6 protein-coding genes, 2 tRNA genes and 1 rRNA gene are annotated in these 7,858 nt (G+C 46.7%); all 9 read left to right on the top strand.

The window, feature by feature from the left end; all coding sequences use genetic code 11:
* Positions 1-10 precede the first annotated feature (10 nt).
* A complete protein-coding gene (murD, locus tag T504_RS0104815) occupies positions 11-1,372 on the top strand; it encodes a UDP-N-acetylmuramoyl-L-alanine--D-glutamate ligase (protein ID WP_033169944.1) in 1,362 nt (453 codons plus the stop codon).
* Between the two features lie 14 nt (positions 1,373-1,386).
* Positions 1,387-2,499 carry an undecaprenyldiphospho-muramoylpentapeptide beta-N-acetylglucosaminyltransferase gene (gene murG, locus T504_RS0104820; RefSeq protein WP_033169929.1) on the top strand — a complete coding sequence of 371 codons (1,113 nt, stop codon included), beginning with the start codon at positions 1,387-1,389 and terminating at the stop codon, positions 2,497-2,499.
* Between the two features lie 14 nt (positions 2,500-2,513).
* On the top strand, positions 2,514-3,905 hold the full coding sequence (gene murC / locus T504_RS0104825; protein WP_033169930.1) for a UDP-N-acetylmuramate--L-alanine ligase: 1,392 nt from the start codon (positions 2,514-2,516) through the stop codon (positions 3,903-3,905).
* A 26-nt stretch (positions 3,906-3,931) separates the two neighbouring features.
* Positions 3,932-4,870 carry a D-alanine--D-alanine ligase family protein gene (locus T504_RS0104830; RefSeq protein ID WP_033169931.1) on the top strand — a complete coding sequence of 313 codons (939 nt, stop codon included), beginning with the start codon at positions 3,932-3,934 and terminating at the stop codon, positions 4,868-4,870.
* A 194-nt stretch (positions 4,871-5,064) separates the two neighbouring features.
* Positions 5,065-5,760: a cell division protein FtsQ/DivIB gene (locus T504_RS0104835; protein ID WP_051635213.1), complete on the top strand. Its 696-nt coding sequence runs from the start codon at positions 5,065-5,067 to the stop codon at positions 5,758-5,760.
* Between the two features lie 156 nt (positions 5,761-5,916).
* Positions 5,917-7,023, top strand: a complete 1,107-nt coding sequence (gene ftsZ, locus T504_RS0104840; protein ID WP_033169932.1) for a cell division protein FtsZ — start codon at positions 5,917-5,919, stop codon at positions 7,021-7,023.
* Between the two features lie 75 nt (positions 7,024-7,098).
* A tRNA-Tyr gene (locus tag T504_RS0104845) sits at positions 7,099-7,184 on the top strand.
* Between the two features lie 4 nt (positions 7,185-7,188).
* Positions 7,189-7,265: transfer RNA gene (locus T504_RS0104850), tRNA-Met, on the top strand.
* A 454-nt stretch (positions 7,266-7,719) separates the two neighbouring features.
* Positions 7,720-7,858: ribosomal RNA gene (locus tag T504_RS0104855) — 16S ribosomal RNA — on the top strand; the annotation flags it as partial.

Consider the following 7,858-nt stretch of genomic DNA (forward strand, 5'->3'; position numbering starts at 1 on the left):
CTTCGTGGTTATGGATCTTTCGGGAAAGAAAATACTGGTCATCGGTGCTGGTATCAGCGGTTTTGCTTCAGCAAAATTGGTTAAGTCTTTTGGCGCTGAGGTCGTGTTAAGCGATGCCAAAGCAGAAAAAGATATTCAATACGATTTCCAGGAGCTTCGGGATAAAGGGATTGAGCTGGTATTTGGTCCGCAACAGGAGAGTTTGCTGGATGATGTTGATTGGGTGATGGTATCACCAGCCGTTCCAGAGCGAATCCCACTCATTCAGGCAGCTTATGCCCGTAAAATCCGTGTACTCACGGAAGTAGAGTTGGCCTATGAATTGGCCGAGTCCCCCATTTGTGCGGTAACGGGAACAAATGGCAAGACTACCACGGTTACGCTTTTGGGATTGCTGCTGGCAACGCATTACAATCCAGTGGGAGTTGGTGGCAATATCGGAGTACCGCTTTCCGAGGAAGTGCTTCGTGTCGGTAGAGGCGGCTGCATTGCTGCTGAGATATCGAGCTATCAGATGGAAATTACGAAAAAGTTTCATCCGCATGTAGCAGCAGTGCTAAATGTTACACCGGACCATATTGTGCGCCATGGCTCCATGGAAGTATACCAGCAGATGAAAGAGAAAATGTTCGCAGAGCAGACGGAAGAAGATTTTTTGGTGCTCAATTACGATGATGAACAGACTCGTGGCATGAAGGCAAGAGCTAAGGCAAAAGTTTGCTATTTCAGTCGCCGGGAGGAGTTGGAGGAAGGTGCTTTTGTCCGGGAGGATCGGTTGGTAATCCGCTGGGCTGGGCAGGAACATCAGCTTTGCTCCGTCAAGGAATTGGGCATCAAGGGTGGTCATAATGTTGAGAATGCTTTGGCTGCAGTGGCTTCGGCATTCTTGGCTGGGTGTGAACCGGAGAAGATGATTCATGTCCTCCGGGAATTCCGGGGGGTTGAACACCGCATCGAATATGTTCGCGATCTTGATGGTGTGGCATATTATAATGATTCCAAGGCAACCAATACAGATTCTGCGATCAAGGCCTTGGAGACTTTTGAAAATGGTATTGTTCTTTTGGCTGGCGGCGATGATAAACTTACAGATCTTACCGATTTCATGCAGCTTTGCAAAAAGCGTGTCTCCGATTTGGTGCTGCTCGGTGCGGCAGCTGAGCGCTTTGAACAGGAAGCGCTTAAAAATGGTTATCCCGCGGAACACATTCATCGGGTAGGCTTCTCGATGGAAAAGGCAGTGGAAAAAGCACATGCCTTGGCGAAGGCACCGCAGGTGGTATTGTTATCGCCAGCGTGTGCAAGCTTTGATATGTATGATGGAATGGCACAGCGTGGCCGCGATTTCAAGCGCTTAGTAAATAATTTATAAAAGGGGTTCTTAGTTTGAATATTATTGTATCTGGTGGCGGAACGGGGGGACATATCTATCCGGCTATCACAATCATCCGCACGATACAGCAGAAATATCCGGAGGCGAATTTCCTCTATGTAGGAACGACCCGTGGGTTAGAGGCAGATATCATTCCGAAGGAAGGTTTGCCTTTTGCAACGGTGGATATTCAGGGATTTGAGCGTCATTTAACGCCAGCGAATCTGATTCGTGCCGGCAAAGCCATAGCAGGGGTGGCAAAAGCAGCGAAAATTGTTCGTGATTTCCGCCCAGATGTGGTAGTGGGGACTGGTGGATATGTTTGTGGTCCCATCTTGCTGGCGGCGAGCCTTATGCATGTACCAACGCTGATTCAGGAGCAGAATGTCGTTCCAGGAATTACCAATAAGATTCTATCGAAATTCGTTTCGAAGATTGCAGCGGGAACAGAGGAAGCGATGAAACATTTCCCTGCGGATAAGGTTCTTTGTACGGGCAATCCCATTCGTAGAGAGGTCATGACAGCACTGCGCGAAGAAGGGGCAGCGGAATTTGGTTTCGATCCAAAGCGCAAGACGGTATTGGTATCTGGTGGCAGCCGTGGTGCACGGGCAATCAATCGCGCTATGATTGATGTATTGGTGCAGGCTGCCGCGCATCCCGAGGTACAGTACTTACATGTCACGGGAAAGAATGAGTATGAAGATATGGTTCAGCGTTTGAAGCAGGCAGGCCTTGAACTTGCAACCGTGAAACATATCAAGGTTCGGCCATATCTTTATGACATGCCAAAGGCTATGGCGATGGCAGATCTGGCAGTATTCCGAGCTGGTGCTACTGGTTTAGCTGAGCTCACTGCTCGAGGCATCCCATCAATCCTAGTGCCTTATCCTTATGCGGCTGAGAACCATCAGGAGCACAACGCGAGAGCATTGGAAGAAGCTGGGGCAGCAAGGATGATTCTCAATAAAGATTTAACCAGCGAACGGCTGAGCTCCGTTTTAGCAGAGCTATTGAGTGAAGAGGATAAATTAACAGCGATGGCTGAAGCAAGCCGACAAATGGGGCGTCCCCAGGCGGCAGCGGATATTGCCGATCTTGTACTGGAACTTGCGAATCGTTCATGAGGGGAGAAAGATTGATGAAACAGCTGAAAGAGCTTAAAGATATCAAGAAGATTCATTTTGTTGGTATCGGTGGGGCTGGTATGAGCCCCTTGGCAAAGATTATGGCAGAACTTGGCTACGAGGTGTCAGGTTCTGATCGGGAAGACTCTCAGGTGATTGAGAATCTGCGTAAACTTGGCGTCAAAATCATGCTGGGCGGCCAGAAAGGGGAAAATGTCAGAGGGGCTGATGCGATTGTGGTATCGACGGCTATTCCTTATGACAATCCAGAGGTGTTGGCAGCTCGTGATTTAGGCATCACGAAGCTTCATCGTTCGGATATCAATGCAGCCTTGGTAAATGAATACAAGGGCATTGCTGTCGCTGGTGCACATGGCAAGACTACTACAACTTCGATGTTAGGCGTAGCGCTTACGCATGCAGGTGTTTCGCCAACGGTTATTGTTGGTGGTGAGGTCCCTGATTTGGGTACGAATGCAAAACTCGGTGCGAGCGAATATCTGGCGTCAGAGGCTGATGAAAGTGATGGATCCTTCTTGAAACTTCATCCGCATATTGCTGTGGTAACCAATGTAGAAGATGACCATATGGACCACTATGGTACGATGGAAAACATCATCAAGGCATTCCGGCAGTTTATTCAGAACGTAGACAAAGAGACAGGGTATGCAGTACTCTGCTTTGATAATGAAAATTTGCGCAATATCGCCAAGACGGTAGATCGCAAGTTTTATACCTACGCGATCGATCATGAAGCGGATTATCGTGCGGTCAATATTAAAACCGGTGGAAAGGGAATATGTTTTGATGTCGTTCATGGGGAAAAGGAATTGGGCCATGTTTCTCTCAATATTCCAGGACGACATAATGTGTTGGATGCGATGGCCTGCATTGTAACCGGTCTTACGATGGGGGTTCCCTTTGAGCAGATGGCAGCAGGGTTGGCGGCTTTCCATGGTGCCAAGCGCCGCTTCCAAACGAAGGGCCGCGTCAATGGTGTTTGGGTCGTGGATGATTATGCGCATCATCCAACGGAAATTGCGGCAACGCTCAAGGCTGCCAAGGAAACGAAGCCGGGGCGTCTGATTTGTGCTTTTCAGCCGCATCGCTATTCCCGCACGCAACTTTTACATGAAGAGTTTGGTAAGGCGTTTGTTTCAGCCGATCTTTTGATTCTCACAGATATCTATGCCGCTGGAGAGAGTCCGATTGAAGGTGTGGATGGCGAGACGATTCTGAAGGAAGTACGCCGGCAGTCAGGCCAGGATGTAATCTATCTGCCCCAGCGCGAAAAAGTGGCGGCTCATCTCAAAGAGGAAGTAAGAGACGGTGATTTGGTCATCACGATGGGAGCGGGCGACATTTACAAAACCGGAGAAGAACTCGTGGAGATGCTGGAAAAGTAATCGCGGATAAAGGAGAATACATTCAAATGAATCAGGATAAAATTGTTGTTGTTATGGGTGGTACTTCCACGGAGGCAGAGATTTCCCGTCAGACAGGTACGGCTATCTTGAAAGCACTTCAGTCGAAAGGATATAATGCTGAAGGCATGGAACTCAATCCGACGACTTTTGCGGAAGATATCCGCAAGAGTGGGTGTGCCATGGTATTCAATGCAATCCATGGTAAGTACGGCGAAGATGGCATGATTCAGGGGACGTTGGATATGCTGGGAATTCCTTACACGGGATCTGGCGTTTTGGCTTCGGCAGTAACCATGGATAAGGCGGCGTCAAAGCGCGTATTTTTGGCGGAAGGCATATCGACGCCACGTTCGCAGACGTTTCATGCTTTCGAGATGAAGCACAGTCTAGTAGAAAAAATCGAGAAAAACTTTTCATGGCCGGTAGTGGTTAAGGCCGCTTCTCAGGGATCGAGCATTGGCGTTTATATCGTCCAGAATCATGAAGAGCTAGAAAAATCACTGCAGGAAGCATTCACCTACAACGATGAAGTATTGGTAGAGGAATTTATCAAGGGGCGTGAATTGACGGTAGCTGTTTGGGGGAATGATGAAGCAAAAGAAGCATTCCCTATCATTGAGATTACAACTACTTCGGGCCGCTATGATTATGCAAGCAAATACACCAAGGGCGCATCGACGCATATTATTCCCATGCCGGTATCGGATGCCAAGACCAAAGAGATTCAGGAATTGGCCATCAAGACCTTTACGGCCTGTGGATGCCGAGGCGTAGCACGTGTCGACATGATGCTGGGGAGTGATGAGAAACCGTATGTAATCGAAGTCAATTCCGTTCCGGGCATGACGGAACTTTCGCTGGTCCCGGATGCAGCACGAGCAATGGGGGTGGAATTCCCAGAGCTTTGTGAACGTATTTTGGAAATGGCCGGTTTCGAAAAATAAGCCGCTTGCGGGAAAATGCCGGACAGGATGTTACCTGTCCGGTTTATTACTAATAGGGGAAGGAAGTGAATGTCGTGGAAGAAAAGGAACAAGAACAACGGGAAAATCAGCCCGTGAAACTTAATCGAAAGGTGCGCCGTAGTCCTCGGCGTATCATCAAAGGTTTTTTATTCCTGCTGATATGTGGAAGCATTATGGGCATTATTGTCTATTCGCCTTTGTTTACGTTTCAGCGTTTGTTGCTCAATGGCAATACCTATTTGAATAGTGATGATGTTATGGAGATTGGCAGAATCCAAAAGGGAAATCCGCTCTTTCAGTTAAAGACGGATGAAATTACGCAAAATCTCATGCATGATTTGCGTATTGAATCAGCCGTGGTTCGCAGACGCCTGCCGGATACAATAGAAATTGATATTACCGAACGGGTGCCAGTAGCAACCGCGATATGTGATTATGGCTATGTTGATTTTGACCGTCAGGGCAAAGTTATTCATAGTTACCGTTCGCTGCATAAAATGCCAATTCCTTTGATAACAGGAACGACCCTGCATGATCTATATATTGGTGATGACAATAAAGATGAACGGATTGCGCAAATTCTTATGTTTTTGCAAAAATTAAATACTGATGCGCTCAATCAGATCTCAGAAATTAATATGACTAACCCGGAACAGATAACAGCCTATACGACGAACTCGGTTCAGATACGCTTGGGGAATATGGAGCGAATGGATGAAAAGGCAAAACTCACGCAGGATTTTCTCGATAATCTTCCCAATAGCCGGCATTCGATCGAATATGTTGATTTCAGTTACACTGCCCCCTTTATTCGGCTGAAGCACATGCCAAGGGAAAAAGAGACGGTCGTCAATGCGAATGCACAATAAATAAAACTTGTTTCACGGGAATTCTGGAAGTTTTTTCGGAAAAGCTATGGAATTCAATGCAAAATGATGATAAAATAAAACAGTATAATTGTGCAGATTGGCAAATGTGGTAAGAAAACCACATTATAGAATATAATCGTCATGGGGGTTAATGCAGTGTTTGAATTGGATGATAATGGCCTGGATCAATTGGCTACAATTAAAGTAATAGGTGTTGGCGGTGGCGGTAGCAATGCGGTCAACCGCATGATTAATCTCGGCCTTCAGGGCGTAGAATTTATTGCCGTGAATACGGATGCGCAGGCTTTAATGAAATCTTTGGCTCCCAAGCGGATGCAGATTGGTGAAAAACTCACGCGTGGCCTTGGTGCAGGTGCTCAGCCGGAAATTGGGCAGAAAGCTGCGGAAGAAAGCCGCGACGATATTCTGGAGGCACTTCGTGGGGCTGATATGGTATTCGTAACCGCAGGTATGGGTGGTGGAACGGGTACTGGTGCTGCTCCAGTAGTAGCGGAATGTGCGCGTGAAATTGGTGCTTTGACAGTAGGCGTTGTTACGCGTCCCTTCTCGTTTGAAGGAATGAAGCGCCGCCGCAATGCAGAGTTTGGTATTGCCAATCTCAAGAAACATGTTGATACGATTATTACGATTCCCAATGACCGTCTGATGCAGGTGGTGGATAAAAAGACACCGATTACGCAGGCCTTTAGCATTGCGGATGATGTGTTACGCCAGGGCGTAAAAGGTATTGCAGATCTCATCGCGTTGCCAGGTCTTATTAATCTTGATTTTGCCGATGTGAAGAACATCATGAGCAATGCTGGTTCTGCATTGATGGGTATTGGTGAAGCATCGGGCGAAAATGCAGCGGTAGAGGCAGCTAAAGCGGCTATTGCGTCACCGCTCTTGGAGACCAGTATCGATGGTGCCCGTGGAATCTTGCTCAATGTCACGGGTGCAGAGGAAAATCTCAGCATGTTTGAGGTTACGGAAGCATCGAATTCTATTGAGGAAGCTGCTGACAGCCAGGCAAATATTATCTGGGGTGCTGCAGTGGATAATACTATGGGCGATACTGTACGTGTTACGGTTATCGCTACTGGTTTCGATGCACCGGAAGAAATTGGAGTACAGACCCCGGTACAGCCAGCTGCAGGCACCGTTTCTGGTGTTGCTGACACGACAGATAAAACGGCAGAAGCACAGCCAGCTGCGCCAGCTCCAGACTTTATTGACATTCCCGTTTGGATGCGTCGGAAATAATATAAAAAAACAGTTGACAAAGATGTTAAGAGCAGATATAATATATCTTGTTCTTAACACTTGTTAATTGCATATGGGTAGGTGCCCGAGTGGTTAAAGGGAACAGACTGTAAATCTGTCATCTTCGGATTACGATGGTTCGAATCCATCCCTGCCCACCATCATGGCGGCGTAGCTCAGTTGGCTAGAGCATGCGGTTCATACCCGCAGTGTCAGGAGTTCAAATCTCTTCGCCGCCACCATTAGTAATTGTAAGCGTACCATTTGTGTGGTGCGCTTTTTTGTTCTTATAAAAAATAAAATTTATGCTTTTTTAAAAAATAGTGTTGACAATATATAAAAAAGCGTGTATCATAATACAAGTCGCTGAGAGATACGGCGGAAACAAAAACAAAACCAAGCCTTGACTGGCAAGTGGTTGTGGCTGTTTTCACGAAAATGCTTCAAAAAAGAATTAAAAAAAGTTCTTGACAAAAACAAATCGATGCGATACAATAAATGAGTCGCTGAAATGAGCGACAGAGATTGTTCTCTGAAAACTAAACAATGTAAAATGAAATCATGCAACATGATTTAAGCCAGATGTTAAGATGAAACTTCGGTTTCATAAATAAACATCGATTGGTATGAACAACATAGCAATCGGCAATTTCTTTTAAAGATAATTGAGAGCTTGATTGAGTTCTTCAATATAATTTATTGGAGAGTTTGATCCTGGCTCAGGACGAACGCTGGCGGCGTGCTTAACACATGCAAGTCGAACGAGGTGATTGAAAGCTTGCTTTTGAGAACCGAGTGGCAAACGGGTGAGTAACGCGTAGACAACCTGCCGCAA

The sequence above is a fragment of the Selenomonas sp. ND2010 genome (assembly GCF_000702005.1).
Classification (GTDB): Bacteria; Bacillota; Negativicutes; order Selenomonadales; family Selenomonadaceae; genus Selenomonas_A.